A 16,692-nucleotide genomic window follows, 5' to 3' on the forward strand; every position below is an offset into this window, starting at 1 on the left:
CATGGACGCCCACGCCGACTACGGCCTCTGGCCCTTGGTGTTCATCAACACGGCCCTGTTCGTGGCGTTCGCGGCCAGCTTCTTCCATCCGCGGACGGGCCGGGACTGGCGGGCGATGGGTGCGTTCACCGCGTTCCTGGTCGCGCTGTTCACGGAGATGTACGGCATCCCCCTCACGGTGTACCTGCTGTCGGGCTGGCTGGGGTCGAAGGTGCCGGCGTTGCAGGCCACGCACTCCGGCGGGCACCTGTTCAACGACCTGATCGGGTGGACCGGCGACCCGCACCTGTCGCCGTTCCACCTGGCCAGCTACGCGTTCATCGGCGGCGGGTTCTGGCTGATCGCCGCCGCGTGGCGGGTGCTGCACGACGCCGCCCAGCACGACAGGCTGGCCACCACCGGCGCCTACCAGTGGGTACGCCACCCCCAGTACGACGGATTCCTGCTCATCATGATCGGATTCCTGCTGCAGTGGCCGACCATCCCGACCCTGGTCCTCTTCCCCGTCCTGGCCATGGTGTACACCCGGCTGGCCCGGGCCGAGGAGCGGGAGGTGGCCGCCCGGTTCGGCGCCGCCTGGGCCGATTACGCCGCCCGTACCCCCGGTTTCCTGCCTCGGCTGCGGCGCACGCCGCCGGCCGGCCACGACGGCGGACCCGGTGAATCCGTCGGCGGACTTGCCCCGCGGAGACCGCGGTGAGCGCCGCGCCGACAGCCGCGACCCGGCCGGGCCCGCAGCCGAACCGCCGGGCCCGGGGTGGGCGCCGACCGGCAGTCCCGGTGGGCCGGCGGCTGGTGCTGGCCGAGCCGCGCCGGCTCGCGGCCGGGGCACTCGCGGTGGGCTTGGCCCTGATGCTGGTCCTGCTGTTTCAGGGGCTGTGGGCCGGCGTGCAGGCCCAGGTCACCGTGTACGAGGACCGGACTGGTGCCGACCTGTTCGTTCTCGGACCCGGCGCCACCAACCTGTTCGCCGAGGGCAGCACCCTCCCGGCATCCACCGTGGACACGGTGCGCGCGGTCCCGGGCACCAGCTGGGCGGCGCCGGTGCGCAGCGGGTTCAGCGTCCTGGACATGCACGGCACGAAGGTTGCCGTGACCCTCATCGGATCAGTGCCCGGCCAGCCGGGCGGGCCGTGGGCCATCGCCCGCGGCCGCGCCGCCCGGGCCGACGACGAGGCGGTCATCGACGCCTCCCTGGCCGCCGCGCACCACCTGCGCATCGGCGACACGCTGCCGGTCCAGGGCCGCATGCTGCGCGTCGTCGGACTGACCACCGGCCCCGGTTCGTTCATGATCGGCATGGTGTTCGTGTCCCACGACGCCGCCAACGCCCTGCTCTCCACCCCGGGCACCACCAGCGTCGTGCTGGTCGGCACCACCGATCCGGCCGGCGTACGGGCCAGGCTGGCCGCCGCCGGCCAGCACGTACTCGACAAGGCCCAGGTCCGCCACGCCGACCTCACTCTCGCCACCCGCATCTACGGGCAGCCGCTGCGGCTCATGGTCGCCTCCGCCATCGCCGCCGGGACTCTGATCATCGGGTTCGTGACCTACACCGGCGTGGTCGAACGCCGCCGCCAGTACGGCCTGCTCAAGGCGCTGGGCGCCGGCAGGACGGCGATGGTGCGGCTGGCGTTCGCCCACGCCCTGGCCCTGGGCCTGCTCGGCACCGTGGCGGGCAGCGGCCTGGTGTACGCCGTGCGGGCGCTGCTGGCCTGGTGGCGACCCCAGTTCCCGGTCATCCTGACCCCGGCCGCGTTCGGCTACGCCACCGCCGCGGGCCTGGCCATGGCCATCGTCGCCGGGCTGCTGCCCGCGACCCGACTGGCCCGCCTCGACCCCGCCACCGCGTTCCGGAGCGCATGATGGCTGCCCGCACGGTCCCGCTCGGACGGCGCAACCTCACCGAGGACACCCGCCGCGCCGCCCTGTCCATCGGCGGCGTCGCGGTGGCCCTGCTGCTGGTGCTCATCCTCGACGGCATCTTCGCCGGCGCCATCGGCCAGGTCACCGCCTACCTGCGCACCCTGCCCGCCGGCCTGGTCGTCTCCCAGCAGGGCGTACGCACCATGCACATGTCCTCCTCCGCCCTGCCGCCCGGCACCACCGACCGCGCCGCCGCCGTGCCCGGGGTGGCCTGGGTCGCGCCGATCTGGTACGCCAGCGGCGTCGTCGCCGCCGACACCGGCCGCCAACTCAGCTACGTCATCGGCTACGAGGCGGCCACCGGCCGCGGCGGACCCACCCGGCTGGTCGCCGGCCGCGCCCCCGGCGACGGCGAGGTCGCCCTCGACGAACTCGGCGCCGACCAGATCGGCGTCGGCCTCGGCGCCACCGTGACCGTGCTCGGCGCCCCACACACCGTCGTCGGCCTGTCCACCGGGCAGACCTCCATCACCAACACCCTGGCCTTCGTGACCGCCGCCGACTTCACCCGGCTCGCCCCACGCCCGCCCAGCTACCTGCTCGTCCGCGCGCAGCCCGGCGTCGCGCAAGCCGCGCTGGCCGCCCGGCTGGCCGCGGCGCTGCCCGCCACCACGGTGCAGACCCGCGACGAGTTCGTCGCCTCCGAAGCTCGGATCGTCACCGACATGAGCGCCGCCATCATGCAGATCATGGCCCTGCTCGGCCTGCTCGTCGCGCTCGCCGTCGTCGTGCTCAGCGTGTACGCACTGACCCTGTTCAAACTGCGCGAGTACGGCGTCGTCGCCGCGCTGGGCGCCACCGGATGGCGGCTGGCCCGCACCGTCACCGCCCAGGCGGTGTGGACCACCGCCGGCGGCCTGGCCACCGCGACCGGACTGGCCCTGCTCCTCGGCGCCGCCATCAGCCGCGTCGCGCCACAGATCTCCATCGCGGTCACCGCGCCCAGCGTGGGCCGCCTCGGCGCCGCCGCGCTGGCCGCCAGCCTCGCCGGCGCGTTGCTGCCCATCTACCGGCTGGCCCGGCTCGATCCCGCCGTAGCGTTCCGGAGGCAGTCATGACCGCCAGCACCGCATCCGACACGACCACCGGCACGGTCGACCCGGGCGCCGCAGGGGTCCGCGTGCGCGGCCTGACCAAGGTGTTCGGCACCGGCGACACCGCCGTCCGCGCGGTCGACGGCGTCGACCTCGACGCCGCCCCCGGCGAGGTCGTCCTCGTCATGGGTCCCTCCGGCAGCGGCAAGACCACCCTGCTGCTCATGCTCGGCGCCCTGCTGCGCCCGACCGCCGGCACGGTCATCCTCAACGGCGTCGACGTCACCACCGCCGCCGACCGGCAGCTACCGCGACTGCGGGCCCGGCACATCGGCTTCGTCTTCCAGGACTTCAACCTGCTCTCCGCCCTGACCGTCGCCGAAAACGTCGAACTCGCCTGCAACCTTGCCGGCACCCGCGGCACCGCCGCGCACCACCGCGCCGCCGACCTGCTCGACCGGTTCGACCTCAGCCACCGGATCCGGTTCAAACCCCACCAGCTCTCCGGCGGCGAGAAACAACGCGTCGCCCTCGCCCGCGCCCTGGCCAACAACCCGGCCATCGTGCTGGCCGACGAGCCCACCGCCAACCTCGACTCCTCCCACGGCCTGCAGGTCGCCCGGCTCCTGCGCCAACTGGCCACCACCGACCAGCGCGCCATCATCGTGGTCAGCCACGACGAACGACTCCGCCCGTTCGCCGACCGCGTCCTGTGGCTCGAAGACGGCCACTTCCGCCACCTCGACCAGATGCCCGTCGACCCGGTCTGCGGCGTGCCCGTCCCCGCCGGCGGACCCCACCTCACCCACGACGGACACGACATCTGGTTCTGCGCCGACGGCTGCCGCGACCAGTACCTCACCAACCCCGACCGGTACCCCCTCGCACCGGCACCCCCCACATCCGGGAGCCGGTGATGACCGCCACGACGTCGGCGCGGCGCAGCTCCAGCACGCGCCCTCACCGGGAGACGACCGGTCGGCTGCGCACGACCAACCGCCAGGCGGCCTGCGTGCCGGCCATGGACCAGGACGGCCGGCACTGCAGCGACATGCTCGACCAGGTCGCGGCGGCGCGGGACGCCGTGCCGCGGCTGATTCGCGAAGACCACATGCACACACCCATACGGCAGGCGGTCGCAGACGGCGACGCCGAGGCGAAGCGGGACGAGCCGAGCACGGCGGTGAGCCAGCATGTGCGCAGCCGGTAAAGCACGTGCGGTGCATAGCGCCGGACCGGCCACGGTTGCCGCCGGACGGCTGCGGGCCTGGTGGAGCGGACTGGTCGGCGTGATCGGCACGGTGGTCGGGCTGGCCCCGCACGTGCTGCACCACATCGGGCTGCTCGCGGGCACGGCACTGGTCGCCGGGGCGGGCGGCACCGCCCTGTTCGGGATCCTCGGCCTGATCGCGTCCGTGCCGTTCCTGCTGCGGCTGCGGCGGCGGTTCGGCACCTGGTGGGCCCCGCTCATCGGACTGGCGGTGTTCGCCCTGATGTTCTCGGTCTCGGCGTTCCTCATCGGCCCGGCCATCAACAGCGGCGGCAACGAACCGCCCGGCGACAGTCCCGCACCTCAGCCCTCGGTCGACCACAGCGGCCACCACGGCTGACCCCGTTGTCGCCGACATCAGGGCCATGCTCGCGGCGCAGGGATGTCCCAGACGTTCTGGGTGGTGCAGAGGTCGAACCGGGTCGGCCCGCAGGACAGTGCGGGTCTCGTTCCGACGATCTCACCTTGTACCTGTCCCCCCTCGGGTTGCGACGACGGTAGGCCTTTCCCGGAGGTCGTAGGCCCCTACCCTGCCGGGGTACACCAGCGGAGGGTGGAAGGGGAAGCACAGGTTGTTGGGCGGAGGTGACCGGGGATGACAAACGTCGTGACCGGGGTTCAGGCGACGGCGGTGCCCGGCTATTCGGAGCGACGGCCGGATCTGCTGCGGCGGCTCCACAAGGTCGAGGGACAAGTGCGGGGCATCGCCCGCATGGTCGACGACGACAGGTACTGCATCGACGTGCTCACCCAGGTCAGCGCCGCCACGAGGGCCCTGCAGGAGGTCGCCCTCGGCCTGCTCGACGACCACCTGCACCACTGTGTGGTCGACGCGGCCCGCTCCAGCACTGCGGAGGGCGAGGCCAAGCTCGGCGAACTGTCCGAGACGCTACGCCGCGCGATGCGCCTCTGAACCGGGGGCGAGCACTCGTGCGTGACGTTCCTCGCCGGCCGGCCACGGTCGCCTACGACCGGGTCGCCGCGGTCTACGACTGGTACACCACCCCGATGGAGACGCTCGGCGGCCGGCAGGCCCGCCGCCGCCTGTTCGCCCGCGCGCGCGGCCGGGTGCTCGAACTCGGCGTCGGCACCGGGCTCAACCTGTCCGCGTACCCGCCCGCCGTGGCCGTGACCGGCGTCGACATCTCGGCCGGATGATCACCCGGGCCCAGCGCCGGATCGCGAAAATGGGGTCAACGGCTCGGCTGGTGGTCGCGGACATCGAGGCCCTGCCGTTTCCCGACGCCAGCTTCGACACCGTCACCGCCGCGTGCGTGTTCTGCTCGGTCGCCGACCCGGTCCGCGGACTGCGCGAGGCCTCACGGGTCGTGCGCCCCGGCGGACAACTGCTGCTCTACGAACATGTCCGTCCGGACAACCGGGTCGCCGGCAGGCTCACCGACCTGGTCAGCCCGCTGACCCGCCGGCTGTTCGGCCCGGAACTCAACCGGCGCACCGAATCTCACGCACAGGCCGCCGGGCTGCGACTGGTCGAGGTGCGCCGTCGCGGCATCTGGCGTGAGATCGTCGCCGTGCCGAGCGGCGTGCACAGCAACCCAACCGGGTAGCCCGCCGGTTGGAGTGGAACGGCCCGGTTCGCGACCCATCGCGCCGTGTTTCAGGGGACAGGCAGCGTTATCCCAACGATGGGCGGGCGTCCACACCGATCCACTACACCACCCGCATGGCCGTGGTCAGTTTCACCGCCTGGCACCAGTCGTCACAGGGCGCTGCCACTGTCGGCAGCCAAGGTTGTGACAACGGTCGGCGTGCTATTGGCTGGTGCCTCGGTGACGGCCACGACGATGTCCACGGCGCCTGCCCAGGCCGCCCCGTCTCCACCGCCAGGCTGCAGTCGCAGCTGGTGACCTACCCCAACAACACTCGGGTCCGAGCCGGCTGCAAGCCCATCCGCGTCGACTCCCGGCTACTGCTGGCCTTCCGCGGCCACGGCGCCTACCAGGCCCACACCAGGAAGATGAGCCACATCGGGGCGGGCGGTTCCAGCTTCGTAGACCGCGGCAAGCGCGCCGGCCATACCTATCCGATGAGCGAGAACCTCGCCTACGGCTACCGCACCCCCTCCGAGACGATGAAGGCGTGGATGAAGAGCCCCGGGCATCGCGCGAACACCGTGGACTGCCGCGCCAAGTCATTCGCCGTCGGCGTGGTCTACGCCAACAACGGCACTCCGTACTACACCCAGATGTTCGGTGGGACCTGATCCAGGCTCGCGCTTCCCGGAAACGCCCGGCCCGGCGGCACGCCCTTACGGGTGACCTCACTTGCTGCGTCGTCAGGCCGGCGAAGCCGGGGCCGGCTCGCCGTGCGGCTGACAGTGACGACGTATGGGAGAGCCGCTGGCACCCGTGCCGTACTGTCCACACCCCGCCCCGTCTGCCCGAGCCTGCCTTCGACGGGCGGACGGTCGACGACACCGTGCTCATGCAGTTCCGTGAGGTGGAACGAGATGCCGACCTGCGCTGCCGGACGACCGCAGCGTGCGTTACGCAAGCAGGACGTCCAGATCCATGATGGGCAGATATGGGGAAATGGTTTCGGACACGCAAATCCCCGCGAGGCATCAGTTGTTGACGATGCCTAGCTTCTGTGTCTGCTGTTGACCACGCTGCCGAGGAATTCTTACTTGCCGTTCGGGGGAGTGGCTGGCTGGCCGGATGATGATCGACCTTTCATGGTCGGGTTCGAGCGAGATGTTCGTGGTGCGGCATTCGATCGTGAGGTTGTGCGCTCGCAGGAAACTGACCAGGCCAGCTGCGTTCGGGTTCTGCTGGAGCCCTGCGATTTTCTCCAGGATGGCGGCGTCACGGCTCGTGACGGTGTGTAGTTGGACGAATATCCGGGCGAGGATGATGTCTTCGCGCAGGTAGAGGTTCGGTTCTTGGCGCGTGCTGGTCGGGTGGGCGCTGGTACGGCCGTGGCGGCACCGGTAGGCGGGGTTTCCGTGACTGAGCTGGGATTCCATGCTGCGCCCACAGGTTCCGCAGCGCAGCAGCCCAACTAGCAGATAACTGCGGCGGGCGCCGTCGGGCGGCCGGCGCCTAGCGCTGACGGCCTGTACAGCGACGAAGTCGGACTCGCTGACCAGCGCCTCGTGTGCCGCCTTGTCGGAGATCGCCCACTGCCGTGACGGGGTTAGCTTCCGCAATCCGGTCACGCCGGGCACAACGTCATCGGTGCGCCGCGGGTGGGTTCGCTGGCGGTTCCAGACCTGACGGCCGGTGTAGCGGGGGTTGGCCAGGATCGTGGCCACGGTGCGAAGGTGCCAGGCCTCGCCGGGGCGGTGCGGGTTGCGGTCGCGGTCGACCGCGGACGGGCACGGCACGCCCGTCTCGTTGAGCATTCGGGCGATCCTTGCGATGCTGTGTCCCTCCAACCTTCGTGTGAAGATCCACCTCACCCACGGCGCGGTTTCCGGGTCTGGTGCCAGGCGGTGTAGGCGCCGGCCCCAGGCCGCGTGCGCGGAGTTGGGGTGGGGGCCGGCGTCGACGAGGCGGTATCCGTAGGGTGGCCGTCCGCCGAGGTGGCGGCCCTGCTCGCGGGCTTGGGCCTGCATAGCTGCGGTGGTGCGGAACCGGGCCCGTTGGACCTCCTGTTTGGCTTGCGCGCCGAGCAGCATCAGCAAGGCCTGGTGTGTTGGATGGGTCAGGTCAACGGGGCCGTCGACCTCGGGGAGCCACAGCTGCACGCCGTGCGCGTGGAGCAGCGGCGCGAGGTGGATGGCTTGGCTGCCGTGGAACGCCCGCGCGTACTCGCCGACCACGATCGCGTCGAATCCGCGGTCGGGGTCGATGATCGCGGCCAGGAGCCGGGCGGCTTCGGGCCGGTCGGTCCAGGCGATTTCGCGGGAGTAGCCGACGTCGAAGTACTGGGCCACGACCGGGCCGCGCCCTGCTACCAGTTCGGCGGCGAAGTCGAGCTGCCATCGCCGCGAGGACACCGGATCCTGATATTCCTGGGTGGACACGCGGCCGTAGAACGCGAACCGCAACCCGGATTCGAGCATCCGCCCGTGGTGGCAGACCCGCCGCGTCCGGGTGGCGGCCCACAGGCCAAGGACATCGCCGTCAGGCAGATCGAGCGTCGGGTTCACGTCAGCCACCTCCACCGTGCCGTTGCCTCACCAGTACGGAGAGTGAGGTCGGCGGCCGGTGACGCGCGAGGTGTGGATACCACCCGAACGGGCTGCCAGGTCTGCGTGGAGCTGAGGAGCGTCGTGGGCGGGCCGCTGTCGGCCGGCTCGGCGGTTCGAGGGACAACCAGCGGGCGCAACCCCATCGCGATCACATAGCGGATCATCACGTGCGCCGGCAGCCGTCGGGACCCCTTCTCCCGCCGCCCGCTTCGGTTCAGAACCTCTTCCAAGCAGAGGTCGCGTCCACGGAAGTGGTGTACGACGGGCCTGGTAGCGGGCGTGTCGTGAGATAGAAGACGGCCACCGCGTTGATCCTCTTTCAGACGACCAAGTACTGATCAAGGAGAAGGACGCGATGACCGCCTCTGAGAGTCTGAACCCTGTCGTCCTGTTGCGCGAGCAGTTGGAGTCGGCGAGCCCGGATCTGTTGCGGGCGATGGTGAAGACGTTTCCCGCAACGGCTACCGGGCTCGGGAAGGGGACACCCGGGCCGGCACGGTCGAGCTGGCGATTCCGAAGCTGCGCTCGGGCTCGTACTTCCCGGACTGGTTGCGGCAGTACCGCCACCGCGCGGAACAGGCACCTGGACGCGCAGGTCGAGGCGTTCCGTAACCCCGCTCGACAGCGGGCACTACACGTTCGCCTGGCTGGACGCGCTGGTCATCAAGGTCCGCGAAGCGGGCCGGACGGTGAACGTGCACGCCCTGGTCGCGGTCGGGGTGAACGCCGACGGCGGCCGGGAAGTCCTCGGCTTGGATGTGTGTTCGGACGAGGACGGCGCCGGCTGGCTGGCCTTCCTCAGATCTCTGACGGCGCGGGGCCTGTCCGGGGTGCGGCTGGTCATCTCCGATGCCCACCGCGGCCTCGCATCGCCGGTCGGCGCGGCGCTGCCGGGCGCCGGCTGGAGCGGTGCCGCACGCATTACCTGTGCTCTGCGTACGACCAACGGCGCGTGCTTCTGGGACGTACGCCCCTGCACCCGGCCGGCATCGCCGTCCGAGAATCGAAGAAGGACCGTTCCCGGGCATGAGGAGGAAGGTGGTCCGCGTGGCTCGCACGTTCACCGTTCTGCTTCTCCTCCTGGTAATGACCACGACGAGTTGCGGGCGCACCGACCGGCCGGGAACGCCCATCTCACCGGCCCCGACGACGAGCTCGGCGATACTGACGATGCCGGACGTGGTCGGGGAGAACGCCGCCGTGGCCGTCGACGAGCTGCAAACACTCGGCTTCAAGAGCATCGACCTGGGTACGGTGGACGGTCGGTGGATGGTCATCCTGCCGCAGAATTGGAGGGTACAGACGCAGTCGGCGAAGGCGGGGACGCGGCTGGCCTCTGAGTCGAAGATTGTCCTCGGTTGCGCTCGTATCGGCGGGACACACTGGCCGTGACACGCAACGGTCATTGCGATGACAGTGCACCCGTTCACCTGGCGGCCCACATTGGGCCCGTCCGGTCCTCGTCTCGTCGCGACCGACCAGGGAGGAACCGGTGTGGAACGCGGTTGCCGGGGCCACCGGAAGCGCGGACTGCCGGTGACGGCCGACGGGCGCCGGCCCCGGCGAAGGCCGGGTGATCGTGTTGCTGGCAGTCGCTCCGCTGACCGACCTCACCGCCTGGGTCGGCAGCAGCGGGCTCGAGATCGTGCTGTTCATCAGCGGCGCGGTGCTGCTGGCACGCACCACCCGGTGGACAAGCCAGCGGGCAACTCGGCGCATCGCGAACAGGTCACCGTCAGGTGGTGTGGACCCGATCCGCTCCGAGCGGGACAAGCATCTCCACGTCCTCGCCAACGGGATCAGGTGGGCGGTCGTCGTCGTCATCTACTGCGTGACCGCGATTCTCGTCTTACAGCGGCTCAACGTGCCGATCACTGGACTGATAGCGCCCGCGGTGGTCGCCGGGATGGCACTTGGTATGGGTGCGCAGCGCCTGGTGCAGGACATCCTCGCCGGGTTCTTCATTATCGTCGAGCGTCAGTATGGCTTCGGTGACATCGTGCGAATCTCGGCGTTAGGATCCGAGACCGGGGTCGGCGGCACCGTCGAAGAGGTCACGCTCCGCGTTACCCGGCTGCGCACCGCCGATGGCGAGGTTGTCATCGTTCCCAACGGGCAGATCGTGCAGGTGACCAACGCGTCACGGGACTGGGCCCGAGCCGTCGTTGATGTGCCGGTACCGAGCACCGCCGATATCCGCAAGGTCCGCGCAGTTCTGGAACAGGTGGGCCTCGATGTCTACCTTGATGAGCAGCTGCGGCCGCTGCTGCTCGACCCGCCCTCGGCCCTCGGTGTGGAGACCCTGGAGGTGGACACGCTTCGGGTACGCATGGTGGCGCGCACGCTGCCCGGCAAACAGTTCCTGGTCGGTCGCGAACTTCGCTCCCGGGTCGCGGCTTCGCTCCAGACGGAGGGGATTCTCGTGCCAGCAGGGCTGGGCACCGCCGACCCCATCACCACACCATGACCATCCGAGCGGTCATCGCGCGGGTTCGCATCTCGACGGTGCTGGCAGCACTGGTGTTCGTGGCGGCGCTCATCACGTACCTGCTCGTTCGACCGGAACCAACCCCCGGCGTCGAACACCACCCGCCCACCCCACCACGGCCGACCAGCGCGACGGTCACGCCTGCACCATCGCTACCGTCATCGACGCCGACCAGCGCGGCGCCGACGACGGTAGCGCCGACGTCTGCGCCGCCACGCCCCAGCGGCCACACCACCGCCGGCTCGTCGCCATCGACCACGCCAACTGCGCCGTCACAGCCACCGTCGGGCACGCCATCTCCACCCTCCCCATCGGAAGAGTCATCCCCCGCTCGATGACCGCCGCAGCCGCCCCGGGCGCTCCGCCATGTCGTCGGCGGGTTCCGCCGCGACACGTTCCGGTGTCACCCGGGCGTTGCTCGGACCTCGCCGACCGACACCCAGCAACCACCGGCCGCCCTACCCCCGGTATCGCCCACCGTGACGATCGGCCCGGTGGCGACCACACCGCCCGGTCTGACAACCACAGCAGCGCATCGGCGCCCCGGCCGGACTCCTCCGGTCGAAAGACCCCCGGCCCGGTCGAACCCCACTGGAGCCGCCGCGCTCAGCGGGAGCCGCATCAGCACCGGCCGGGCACCCGGGATCATCTTCACTTCGGCGGCGGACCGGCCCTCACCGGTGGCGGTGACCTGCTCAAGCTCGACGTCGTGGCGCCCGGTGGGGACCTCGTGGCCGCGGTGCCGCCGAAACCAGCCGGACCCGGGACGCTGCCGCAACCCTGCCCGGCTGCGACGCATGTGAGGGAGCAACGGGCGCGGCTGATGGGACCAACGGCTCTGGGCCCCCGGCTCCGGCTGCGATCGGATGATAGGGAAGCCGAAGGAGTCCGCCATGACACACATCCGTACCTGGAACGTCGAGATTTCGATCAGCGAGCACGAGGACGAGCGAAACACCTATGCGGAGGCGCGGCTGCACAGCGGTGCGCGGCCGATGCTGCGCGGCGAGGGGCAGGCGCGGCGTCGGCCGTCGGATCAGGAGGTCCCCGAGATCGGCGACGAGCTCGCCGTCGCCCGCGCGCTCTCCGATCTGGGTCACAGGCTGTTGGAGGCCGCCGTCGCAGATATCGAGCAGTTCACTGACAAGCCGATGCGTCTGGCGCGCTGAGGGGCGGAGACGAGACGAGACCGTGACATCGAGCATGCGGACTGCGGGCGGGCTGGCCCACGAGCCGTGGCGCAGCTGTGCCGGCTTCTGTGGCCTGGACGTCGTTGATCAGCCGTCCGGTGTCCTTACGGCGGGCGAGGGCCGGGCTCTGCGGCGGCTCGCCGAGGAGGTCAAGCTGGGTCGTGACCTGATCACCGAGTTCGCCGACCGGTACGAGCCGTTCCCCGGCCGCCTCGCTTGGAGTCAGGTGCGGGAGCTGCTGGCTGTGCGAACGCTACTCGACCGCTACGGCCTGTCTGATCCCACCGTCGGCCTCGCGCCGGGTGGGTTCACGGAGGTGGCGGTACGGGCCCGCTACGACGGCCTGCGGGCCGCCGGGCGCAGGGACCGTGCGGCCGCGCTGGCAGCGGTGGCAGCGCATGCCTGCGACGTGATCGCGCTGCTCGGCCGCGACCTCGCCGCGACCACCGCTCCCGACGTCCGGCACACCTGCCTGCATGTGCTCGCCGCGGCGCACCAGCAGCTGCGCGTGGTGCAGGCGTGGAGCAGCCGTTAGGCCCCGCCGGGCCGTTCGGCCCTGGGCGGTAGGCGATGTCATCCTCCCTCGCGGTGGTCGCCGAGCAGACTGCGGCTTGGAGTTCCTGCCGCGCCTTGTGGAGCTGCACGCGTACCCCGAGGACGCGGCGTGGCCCGCCGTCTACAGAGGGTGACCGAGTGCGGTCTCCGTCGGCCCGCCACTCGGCGGTGACCGGCCGCGTTGGGTGCAGGCGGCCTGCGACCCGTACGCCCCGCGGCGGGATCTCGGCGATGCCGTCGCCTGCAGGTCAGCCGATCTGTGCGCCGGGCCGAATGCAGCTATGACGTCAGTGCCACCACGACGGCGGCTGGACGGCTCTTCGGGCGAGGGGCCATGGTCGGCATGAGGCCCCGGACGATCACGACGGGCGCGGGCGAGTGATGCAACAATGTCTGCGCCACGGATCCGAGCAGACCTCCGTACGCCTGCCGGCCCCGTGCCCCCACGACGACGAGCCCCGCGTCCTGTGCCACGTAGCGCAGCACGGTGGCCGGTTCCCCCTCGAGCACACGGACGTCCGCCGCAAGCGGGTACCGGTCCTCGCGAGCGGCGACGAGGCGGGCAAGAGCCGAGACGCGGAGGGCATGGTCCTGCTCGGTGCAGGTCGCGGAGTCCCACACATGGACAATGATCAGATTCGTCGTGCGCTGGGCGGCGGCGTCGAAGGCGAAGTCGAGGGCCAGTTCGGACGCGGCGGATCCGTTGACCCCGACCAGGACTGGGCCGTCCGACAGCGGTGCAGCTCGGGTCACCATCACGCTGCAGGGCGCCCGGGCCACGATCTGGGTTGCCACGGCATCGCGGGGCAAGCAGATACGGGAGTTCAGATCGCCGTCGCCGATGACGGTCATCGCCGCGGCATGGGACTTCCGGAGCAGTCCCGTCACGGCGGAGCCTTCCACGAGCTGCGTCGTGACGCTCAAGTCCGGAGCGACCCGGGCAGCGGCGGCCGCGGCAGCTCGTACCAATTTCTGCCCGGCCGGCCCGGGATTGACAGAAGCCAGCGCGGTGAGCGTGGGCAACCAGTTGAACGCGTGCACCAGGTGTAATGGACATCCGTGCCGTGCCGCCTCGCGCGCGGCGGCCTCGACCGCCCTCTGGCTGGAGGGCGAGCCACTGACGCCGGCCACGACCGATGGGCGCGAGGTTCGCATGGTGCCTCCCCTTCACACCTCCACCGTATCTGCGGTGCGGGCCGGGTGAACGGGCCGGAAGCCCTGTCCACCGGGCCAGGCCAGCTCGCCAGCGAGCGTGCGGCCGCCTTGGTCGTCTACCGCGACGTCGAGACCGGATCTCCGCACACGTCGGGCTCGACCCACGCGCGGCGCCGGCAATAGCGCGGGTTCCAGCTCGACCAGCCGCTTTGGCACGTCCAGGCTGACGCACCCGCCCGACAGGTCCAGTGGTCCCCGGTCCGGACACCCCACACGATGCTCTCCGCGGCCACGGCCGCCCGGGCCACCACCCGGATCCCACCATGTCCCAGGGCCCCGCGCTTCGGCTCCCTCAGCAACCAGCGGTGCCGCTCGTCCAGACGCGGAAATAGCACCCGCAGCTTCACGGCCAGTTTGGCTGCAACGTCTTCAGCCAACTTCATGAGGACGTCATGTTCGGCACAATGCCGATCCGTTACGCCGTCCCGGCACTTGACGCGATTCGCCGTCACCCCTGATGGCTCTCGGCCTGTGGACCAGCCGGCCCGGATGCCGTCCCTCGTTGTGGTTTCGCAAGTTCGGCGCGATGGAGTCCCGGCAGGGAGAGGATTTCATGAACAGGTACCTGGTTCGGATAGTGCTCGTATGTCTCGTCGGTGTGGTCGGCGGCGGCGCGTGGGTGAACAGCGCACAGGCCAGCAGCGCAGGCGCGGCCACGTTCCGATGTGGCCACCGGAGAGCTGCCGACGCATCGGCGCTTGGTGGTGCCGGGCCATGAAATCGTGGGGCGTGTGCTGGAGATGGGTCCGGGCGCCACCGGGTTCCGGCCGGGTGACCGGGTGGGCGTCGCCTGGTTGCGTCATGTGGACGGCACATGCCGTTACTGCCGTAACGATGCGGAGAACTTGTGCCCGTCGTCCCGGTACACTGGCTGGGACGCCGACGGCGGATATGCCGATTTCACGACGGTGCAGGCGGACTTCGCGTACCGGTTGCCCGACGGCTACTCCGACGCCGAGCTCGCGCCGCTGTTGTGCGGGGGCATCATCGGATATCGTGCGCTGCGCCGGCGGGCGCCTCGGCATCTACGGGTTCGGCGCGTCGGCGCACCTGGCGGCACAGATCGCCATTGCCGAGGGAGCGCGGGTGCACGTGCTCACTCGTTTCGTCGCAGGCGCGGAAGCTCGCCCTGGAGCTCGGTGCGGCATCGGCGGGTGGTGCGTACGACGAGCTGCCCGAGCCGATGGACGCCGCGGTGCTGTTCGCGCCGGTCGGCGACCTGGTGCCGGTTGCCTTGCAGGCTCTCGACCGGGGCGGCACGCTGGCGATCGCCGGGATCTACCTGAGCGACATCCCGCCGCTGCAGTACGAGCGTGACCTGTTCCAGGAGAGGACGGTCCGCAGCGTCACCGCCAGCACCCGACAGGATGGCCGCGACCTGTTGGACTTCGCCGCCCGTCACCGGCTGCGGGTCGCGGTCACTCTCTACCCGATGACAAGGGCGCCTGATGCGCTGGCGGACCTCGCGGATGACCGGGTGAACGGGGCCGCCGTCCTGCTGCCGTGACCAGCGGTCGGAACGGGTCGGTCAGGCTCGGATGGCTACCACGACAAGAGCACTCGGGCTGCCGGTCTCACCGCTGTTGTACAGGCCGACTTGGCACGTGCCGGCCGGGCGTTGCCGGGCCAGTCTGACACCGGCGGAACGATCGCATGTCAAGCCGCGGTGTGCCGGCGCCGGGTCAGGAAGGCGCTGCCCCTGTGGTTCGGCTGCCGGGAGAGGGCCCGGGCCGCTCCGGCGGGCGCCGTGTCGTACGGGGCCTGCCACGTGGCCGCCGCCAGCTCGGCCACCAGCTGAGCCGGAGACTCCGCCCGGGTCCAGGCTTCTCGCTGGCGATCTGCGCCGGTGCCTCTGATCTTGAGAGCCCTCAACAGGTGGGCGACCGTCGCGGCGTCGCCGGACGCGGCCAGAGCGGGGCCGGCGTGGTCTACCAGTCGCCGCACCAGCGTCCACGGCTGGATGAATGCGCCATTCCGTGGGTCGATCGCGGGGCCCGCCGGTCCGTGCCTCGCGGCGGCGTCCAGGCCTGCGACGATCGTCGCCCGGGGCGGGTGGGGCATCGGTTTGCCCGCCTGGGTGTCGGCGACGGCGGTGGTGACGAGGGCGCGGACCAGCACCGCAAGAAGCAGTGCGGTGTCCACATCGGGGCAGACATCGGCGACCCGGACCTCGACGGTCGGATACCGCGGCGACAGCCGGGCGAGCAGGTAGATGCTGCGCTGGTCCAGTGCTGCGCCGCCTCCGATCAGCTTGCCGACGGCGCGATCGTAGGCCGCCGCGTCGGCCCATATCGACGGCGGCCCGGCGGTGGGCCATCGGGCCAGGCTCGGGTAACGGCGGCTTGCCCAGCCGGTGTCGTGGCCGTTCTCCAGCGGGGAGTTGGCGCTGAGCGCGAGCAGGGTGGGCAGCCACGGCCGGAACCGGGCCAGGACCTGGACGCCGTGTTCGCGTGAGGGCACGCCGACGTGGACGTGACAGGCGCAGATGCCGGAGCCGGCGGTGAGGCTGGGATACCGTCGCGCGAGCTCGCGGTAGCGGGGATCGTCGGTGAGCGCGGCCAGCCCTGGTGTCGGGTATGGCGAGGTGCCGCTGGCTACGAGTTGGCAGCCGCACCTCTGGGCGGCCTCGGACCCCAGTTGCCGCAGGCGTCGCAGTTCGGCGTGCAGCTGGTCGGCGTTGTCGCAGACTCGGGTCGCGGTCTCGAGCTGGTATCGCATCAGCTCGGCGCGTGGCCCGGGCCGGCCGTGCAGCAGCCGCAGCAGCCGCGGCGCGGCCGGGACCGGGTGCCCGCTGGCCGGGTCCAGCAGGAGGAACTCCTCCTCGACGCCGAAGGTCGGCGGTCGGCGGGCGGTCATGG

The 16,692-nt window shown here is 71.0% G+C and carries 19 protein-coding genes and 2 pseudogenes; 17 read left to right on the forward strand and 4 right to left on the reverse strand.

The window, feature by feature from the left end; all coding sequences use genetic code 11:
• Position 1 precedes the first annotated feature (1 nt).
• From EV385_RS25340 to EV385_RS25385, 10 genes are all read left to right on the forward strand, one after another.
• Positions 2-700 carry a methyltransferase family protein gene (locus EV385_RS25340; RefSeq protein ID WP_130511720.1) on the forward strand — a complete coding sequence of 233 codons (699 nt, stop codon included), beginning with the start codon at positions 2-4 and terminating at the stop codon, positions 698-700.
• Complete coding sequence (locus EV385_RS25345; RefSeq protein WP_130511721.1) at positions 697-1,866, forward strand: ABC transporter permease; 1,170 nt, start codon at positions 697-699, stop codon at positions 1,864-1,866. Before EV385_RS25340 ends, EV385_RS25345 begins: the two co-directional genes overlap by 4 nt.
• A complete protein-coding gene (locus EV385_RS25350) occupies positions 1,866-2,984 on the forward strand; it encodes an ABC transporter permease (RefSeq protein ID WP_130511722.1) in 1,119 nt (372 codons plus the stop codon). Before EV385_RS25345 ends, EV385_RS25350 begins: the two co-directional genes overlap by 1 nt.
• Positions 2,981-3,877 (forward strand): ATP-binding cassette domain-containing protein, encoded by an 897-nt coding sequence (locus EV385_RS25355; RefSeq protein WP_130511723.1) that lies wholly within the window; start codon positions 2,981-2,983, stop codon positions 3,875-3,877. Before EV385_RS25350 ends, EV385_RS25355 begins: the two co-directional genes overlap by 4 nt.
• Positions 3,877-4,170 (forward strand): metal-sensing transcriptional repressor, encoded by a 294-nt coding sequence (locus tag EV385_RS25360; protein WP_130511724.1) that lies wholly within the window; start codon positions 3,877-3,879, stop codon positions 4,168-4,170. The genes EV385_RS25355 and EV385_RS25360 overlap by 1 nt, the downstream gene beginning before the upstream one ends.
• A gap of 10 nt (positions 4,171-4,180) precedes the next feature.
• Entirely contained in the window at positions 4,181-4,570 is a 390-nt protein-coding gene (locus tag EV385_RS25365; protein WP_207229925.1) for a MotA/TolQ/ExbB proton channel family protein, read from the forward strand.
• 255 nt (positions 4,571-4,825) lie between these two features.
• Positions 4,826-5,143, forward strand: a complete 318-nt coding sequence (locus tag EV385_RS25370) for a metal-sensitive transcriptional regulator (protein WP_207229926.1) — start codon at positions 4,826-4,828, stop codon at positions 5,141-5,143.
• Between the two features lie 17 nt (positions 5,144-5,160).
• The gene (locus tag EV385_RS25375; protein ID WP_130511725.1) at positions 5,161-5,388 is read left to right on the forward strand and encodes a class I SAM-dependent methyltransferase; all 228 of its coding nucleotides are present in this window, start codon (positions 5,161-5,163) and stop codon (positions 5,386-5,388) included.
• Between the two features lie 29 nt (positions 5,389-5,417).
• Complete coding sequence (locus EV385_RS25380; RefSeq protein ID WP_165449579.1) at positions 5,418-5,798, forward strand: class I SAM-dependent methyltransferase; 381 nt, start codon at positions 5,418-5,420, stop codon at positions 5,796-5,798.
• A gap of 116 nt (positions 5,799-5,914) precedes the next feature.
• On the forward strand, positions 5,915-6,454 hold the full coding sequence (locus EV385_RS25385; protein WP_130511727.1) for a CAP domain-containing protein: 540 nt from the start codon (positions 5,915-5,917) through the stop codon (positions 6,452-6,454).
• Positions 6,455-6,814: 360 nt separating this feature from the next.
• Here EV385_RS25385 and EV385_RS25390 read toward each other — a convergent pair whose 3' ends face one another.
• A complete protein-coding gene (locus EV385_RS25390) occupies positions 6,815-8,344 on the reverse strand; it encodes a recombinase family protein (protein WP_242625071.1) in 1,530 nt (509 codons plus the stop codon).
• 397 nt (positions 8,345-8,741) lie between these two features.
• Here EV385_RS25390 and EV385_RS25400 point away from each other — a divergent pair.
• From EV385_RS25400 to EV385_RS25410, 3 genes and pseudogenes are all read left to right on the forward strand, one after another.
• Positions 8,742-9,311, forward strand: a pseudogene (locus tag EV385_RS25400) (transposase); the annotation flags it as partial.
• A gap of 101 nt (positions 9,312-9,412) precedes the next feature.
• A complete protein-coding gene (locus EV385_RS25405) occupies positions 9,413-9,778 on the forward strand; it encodes a PASTA domain-containing protein (RefSeq protein ID WP_130511728.1) in 366 nt (121 codons plus the stop codon).
• Positions 9,779-9,959: 181 nt separating this feature from the next.
• Positions 9,960-10,853 (forward strand): mechanosensitive ion channel family protein, encoded by an 894-nt coding sequence (locus EV385_RS25410; RefSeq protein ID WP_207229927.1) that lies wholly within the window; start codon positions 9,960-9,962, stop codon positions 10,851-10,853.
• On the opposite strand, the gene EV385_RS25415 is transcribed toward EV385_RS25410, so the two are convergent.
• Complete coding sequence (locus tag EV385_RS25415; protein WP_130511729.1) at positions 10,840-11,166, reverse strand: hypothetical protein; 327 nt, start codon at positions 11,164-11,166, stop codon at positions 10,840-10,842. The two genes, EV385_RS25410 and EV385_RS25415, sit on opposite strands and share 14 nt — an antisense overlap.
• A 601-nt stretch (positions 11,167-11,767) precedes the next feature.
• On the opposite strand from EV385_RS25415, the gene EV385_RS25420 reads away from it, so the two are divergent.
• Positions 11,768-12,043: a DUF1876 domain-containing protein gene (locus EV385_RS25420; protein ID WP_130511730.1), complete on the forward strand. Its 276-nt coding sequence runs from the start codon at positions 11,768-11,770 to the stop codon at positions 12,041-12,043.
• A gap of 22 nt (positions 12,044-12,065) precedes the next feature.
• Positions 12,066-12,599, forward strand: coding sequence for a DUF2202 domain-containing protein (locus tag EV385_RS25425; RefSeq protein WP_130511731.1), 534 nt, complete (start codon positions 12,066-12,068; stop codon positions 12,597-12,599).
• Positions 12,600-12,898: 299 nt separating this feature from the next.
• Here the strand turns inward: EV385_RS25425 and EV385_RS25430 are convergent, their stop codons facing one another.
• Positions 12,899-13,774: a universal stress protein gene (locus tag EV385_RS25430; RefSeq protein WP_130511732.1), complete on the reverse strand. Its 876-nt coding sequence runs from the start codon at positions 13,772-13,774 to the stop codon at positions 12,899-12,901.
• A gap of 725 nt (positions 13,775-14,499) precedes the next feature.
• Here EV385_RS25430 and EV385_RS36165 point away from each other — a divergent pair.
• Positions 14,500-14,763 (forward strand): annotated as a pseudogene (locus EV385_RS36165) (alcohol dehydrogenase catalytic domain-containing protein); the annotation flags it as partial.
• A 140-nt stretch (positions 14,764-14,903) separates the two neighbouring features.
• Positions 14,904-15,341 (forward strand): hypothetical protein, encoded by a 438-nt coding sequence (locus tag EV385_RS35285; protein ID WP_242625390.1) that lies wholly within the window; start codon positions 14,904-14,906, stop codon positions 15,339-15,341.
• Between the two features lie 149 nt (positions 15,342-15,490).
• On the opposite strand, the gene EV385_RS25440 is transcribed toward EV385_RS35285, so the two are convergent.
• Positions 15,491-16,690 (reverse strand): carboxylate-amine ligase, encoded by a 1,200-nt coding sequence (locus EV385_RS25440; protein WP_130511733.1) that lies wholly within the window; start codon positions 16,688-16,690, stop codon positions 15,491-15,493.
• Positions 16,691-16,692: the final 2 nt, after the last annotated feature.

It is taken from the genome of Krasilnikovia cinnamomea (genome assembly GCF_004217545.1).
Lineage (GTDB): Bacteria > Actinomycetota > Actinomycetes > Mycobacteriales > Micromonosporaceae > Actinoplanes > Actinoplanes cinnamomeus.

Excerpts from the sequence above, each read along its gene's own strand:
- EV385_RS25340 (WP_130511720.1), top strand. The coding sequence starts at position 2 with ATGGACGCCCACGCCGACTACGGCCTCTGGCCCTTGGTGTTCATCAAC.
- EV385_RS25350 (WP_130511722.1), top strand. The coding sequence starts at position 1,866 with ATGGCTGCCCGCACGGTCCCGCTCGGACGGCGCAACCTCACCGAGGAC.
- EV385_RS25355 (WP_130511723.1), top strand. The coding sequence starts at position 2,981 with ATGACCGCCAGCACCGCATCCGACACGACCACCGGCACGGTCGACCCG.
- EV385_RS25360 (WP_130511724.1), top strand. The coding sequence starts at position 3,877 with ATGACCGCCACGACGTCGGCGCGGCGCAGCTCCAGCACGCGCCCTCAC.
- EV385_RS25370 (WP_207229926.1), top strand. The coding sequence starts at position 4,826 with ATGACAAACGTCGTGACCGGGGTTCAGGCGACGGCGGTGCCCGGCTAT.
- EV385_RS25380 (WP_165449579.1), top strand. The coding sequence starts at position 5,418 with ATGGGGTCAACGGCTCGGCTGGTGGTCGCGGACATCGAGGCCCTGCCG.
- EV385_RS25385 (WP_130511727.1), top strand. The coding sequence starts at position 5,915 with ATGGCCGTGGTCAGTTTCACCGCCTGGCACCAGTCGTCACAGGGCGCT.
- EV385_RS25405 (WP_130511728.1), top strand. The coding sequence starts at position 9,413 with ATGAGGAGGAAGGTGGTCCGCGTGGCTCGCACGTTCACCGTTCTGCTT.
- EV385_RS25420 (WP_130511730.1), top strand. The coding sequence starts at position 11,768 with ATGACACACATCCGTACCTGGAACGTCGAGATTTCGATCAGCGAGCAC.
- EV385_RS25430 (WP_130511732.1), bottom strand. The coding sequence starts at position 13,774 with ATGCGAACCTCGCGCCCATCGGTCGTGGCCGGCGTCAGTGGCTCGCCC.
- EV385_RS25440 (WP_130511733.1), bottom strand. The coding sequence starts at position 16,690 with ATGACCGCCCGCCGACCGCCGACCTTCGGCGTCGAGGAGGAGTTCCTC.